The organism is Noviherbaspirillum sp. (assembly GCF_035627455.1).
Taxonomy (GTDB): domain Bacteria; phylum Pseudomonadota; class Gammaproteobacteria; order Burkholderiales; family Burkholderiaceae_D; genus Noviherbaspirillum.
This window is the reverse complement of the sequence record NZ_DASPLS010000093.1, coordinates 1-2,933: the sequence shown is the minus strand read 5'-3', so window position 1 is coordinate 2,933 and position 2,933 is coordinate 1. Positions and strand designations below refer to the sequence as shown.

The 2,933-nt window shown below is 63.7% G+C and carries 4 protein-coding genes; 3 read left to right on the top strand and 1 reads right to left on the bottom strand.

Annotated features, from left to right (window positions below; all coding sequences use genetic code 11):
• Positions 1-184 precede the first annotated feature (184 nt).
• Positions 185-1,183, bottom strand: a complete 999-nt coding sequence (locus tag VEC01_RS17710; protein ID WP_324902232.1) for a hypothetical protein — start codon at positions 1,181-1,183, stop codon at positions 185-187.
• Positions 1,184-1,671: 488 nt separating this feature from the next.
• On the opposite strand from VEC01_RS17710, the gene VEC01_RS17705 reads away from it, so the two are divergent.
• The 3 genes from VEC01_RS17705 to VEC01_RS17695 are packed head-to-tail and all read left to right on the top strand — an operon-like array spanning position 1,672 to position 2,846.
• Entirely contained in the window at positions 1,672-2,013 is a 342-nt protein-coding gene (locus VEC01_RS17705) for a hypothetical protein (protein WP_324902231.1), read from the top strand.
• Positions 2,010-2,141 carry a hypothetical protein gene (locus VEC01_RS17700; protein ID WP_324902230.1) on the top strand — a complete coding sequence of 44 codons (132 nt, stop codon included), beginning with the start codon at positions 2,010-2,012 and terminating at the stop codon, positions 2,139-2,141. The genes VEC01_RS17705 and VEC01_RS17700 overlap by 4 nt, the downstream gene beginning before the upstream one ends.
• Entirely contained in the window at positions 2,142-2,846 is a 705-nt protein-coding gene (locus VEC01_RS17695) for a hypothetical protein (protein ID WP_324902229.1), read from the top strand.
• Positions 2,847-2,933: the final 87 nt, after the last annotated feature.

Below are 2,933 nucleotides of genomic sequence, written 5' to 3'. Positions count from 1 at the left end.
AGCAAGGGCGACATCAAGGACGGCACCGTGGTGATCTACCAGGCCATTGGCGGACAGCTGGTGGAGCAGCGCAACCTGTTGTAACGACGGCAGCCGCCGCGGCCGCGCGCGCCTCCCGGCCGGAGCGCCCGCGGCGTGGCGGAAAAAAGCCGCGGGACGAAAGCACAAGCCCCGCGGTGATCGCTCAAGGCTTCGCCGCGAGGCGCGTGCGGAAGAAGGTCACCATTTCCCGGTTCAGCGCCGCATGCACCTGTGCCCGGTCCACTTGCGGCGGATCGCTGCAAATCGCGGCCGCCGCCGCTTTCATCGCCGCCGAACAGGGCGCCAGAAACACGAAATGCCCGGCACCGGGAATTTGCCGGTAGGCCGGGCGCACGGGCAGCTCGCGCACCACCTTCAGCGCATGCTCCTCGGGCGGCAGCACTTCATCGTTCTCGGCGGCGAACACATAGACAGGCACGTCAACCGCCGCGAGGCTCGGGCGGTCAAACAGCGTGCCGACGGGGCTCATCACGAATGCGGCGCGAATCCGAGGGTCGGCCTTTTCGTGCAGCGGCGGCGAGGACAAGCGGACGACGCCGCCCCCGGCGCATAGCACGCTGCCCGGCTGGCGCGCGCAATACGGCTTGAGCAGTTCGAACTTCGGCTTTGCGCCCACCATCAGCAGCGCGGTGTAGCCGCCGGCGGAAAACCCGGCGACGCCGATGCGCGAGCGGTCGATGTACTCGCTGACTTCCGGCCGTTCCAGCAGTGCATCCAGCAAGGCTGCAAGCTGCAGGTTGCGGCCAATCAGCACGCGGTCCGTACCAAGGCCGCTGGTATCGCGGAAATTGTCGCCGGGATGCTCGACAGCCGCGGCGACGAAGCCGTTCTGCGCAAGGTAGGTCGCGGTATCATGGTGGCTGAACGGGCTGCCGGCATTGCCATGCGACAGAAGTACGAGCGGATAACGCCCTGCCTTGACCGGCACACTCTCTTTCGCCGCCACGTCCACCGGACCGACTTTCGTGTGCCCCGCTTCCGCCTCCGCGGGATAGAAAAGTACCGCCCGCATCGGCTTCGCGCTGACCGGGTCTTCCACCTGGAAAAACTGGAATCCCGCCGCAGATTCCGCTTCGGCAGCCTGCGCGGCTCCCACAAGTAATGCAAGACCTGCCACCATAGCATGCAGCATCAGTTTCATATTTTCCCTCGCCAGTTTTCATACCTCGGTTTGCCCCTCGCGTCGCAAGCCTGCCCCCCATCACGCACCGTCCTTCGCGCGAGCGAATCAGGGTTCTTCCGGCATGCACTGTGGGTTATCAAAGGCTAGCGCGATAAATGCTACACAAGATGGTAGTTACGCCGCAATTTTCTTCCTGATTAAATTTCGCCGTACCAACGCAAAGGAAGGCTGACGACAGCAGCCCCGAAAAGCGACATGTCGCGCAGACATTCAGCTTGTCTCACGCGGATGCGGCGGCAGGAAATGGCGCAAGAGGAGTGATTGGAATGACGTGCAGGTTATTGCGTTCACAGCATCGACATCCATCCATCGTTTCCCATGCTCCTTGCCGGCCGGTTGAGATGCGTTAACTGGCGCTCGCATCGCTCGTCCTTACCACGCTTTTTTTGCGTCACCCGCCAGCCATTTCCATGCAGACAAAATGCGTTTTGCTTCACTCGGAAGACATGGCTCCCGAAAAGAAAATCGCGGAAGCATTCGGCACGCCCGTCTTCATCCATGACGCTACGCGCATCGCGCTGAACTACAGCATTGTGCACGGCATGTTCGAGGGCGCGGCCGAGTTCTTCTACTCGATCAAGGCGAATCCGAACACCTTCATTGCGGACAGCCTGTGCCGCATGGGCGCCGGCGCCGAGGTGAGCTCGCTGACCGAAATGGAACTTGCCAGACGCGCCGGATTCCCGCTGCGCGACATCATTTTCGCCGGGCGGGGCAACGACAGCCGGCATTTCAGGTCTGCCACCTCTCCTGCGACATCAGCAGCATGCGCGCTTTCGACACTTTGAACGTCAGCTTGCGCAGTGACCTGATCAGGGAGCGCCCCTTTGCGCTGCTGATCGACGAGGACGTGGAAACGCTGGCCCTGGGTGGAGCGCTGTTCGAACGCCCGAGCGCATGGCGGGAGGATGACTGAATGACGCAGGGATTCCGAGAAGAACGCGGCGGCGGCGAGCTCGAATGGCTTCGTTATCTGTGCTATGGGCTGGCGCCGGAACAGATGCCCGCGCCCCGGTTCGCCGCCGTGCTGGAACAGGCGACGCCGGCCAGGGATGCCGTTGTGCTGCGCAATGGATGGGCGATCACCTCCCGCCGGATCTGGGATACCGGCGCGCTCGCGGTTGCGGATGAAGCCGGATACGCCGGCACGGGTAATACGGTAATGTGGAAAGTGGATCGCCCGCTACTGCCCGCCCGGTTCGGCCTGGTCGTCCTCGGCGTCGGCAAGGATGGCACCTGTTCGCAGTCTTCCCCGGAGACCGCCTCGGTGCTCGGGCTGGCGCTCGTCAGGGAACAGCTGCGCTATTACCACGAGACATTGCTGCTGCAGCAGCGGTATTGCAGCGAAAGAGAGATTGGCGGCCGCCCGCTCGCCACCATTCCGGCTGTGCGCGGACAGCTGGGGGAGTCCTTCCGGCAGCTGAGGCTGCTGGAGGAATGGGCACCCGGCGAGCCGCCGGCCAGCCCGTCCCTGTCTGTGCTGACGCGGGAAATGCGCAACCTCGGCGACATGCTGGGAAAGCCCGGCGGCGCACGCGCCTTCCTGTCTGGCGGAGTACGTGAAGCCGCCGCGATGTTCGGAATGCTTGCCAACCTCTACCCGGGACACGACCATGCATGAGATTCAGGCCGAACACTGGAGCCGCCGCTATCCGGAGCATCTGCTGGAGCATGCCGCCTGGCTGCGTGCGCTTGCGTTGGAGATCGA

Coding starts and splice junctions, on each gene's coding strand:
- VEC01_RS17710 (WP_324902232.1), bottom strand. CDS start 1,183: ATGAAACTGATGCTGCATGCTATGGTGGCAGGTCTTGCATTACTTGTG.
- VEC01_RS17705 (WP_324902231.1), top strand. CDS start 1,672: ATGGCTCCCGAAAAGAAAATCGCGGAAGCATTCGGCACGCCCGTCTTC.
- VEC01_RS17695 (WP_324902229.1), top strand. CDS start 2,142: ATGACGCAGGGATTCCGAGAAGAACGCGGCGGCGGCGAGCTCGAATGG.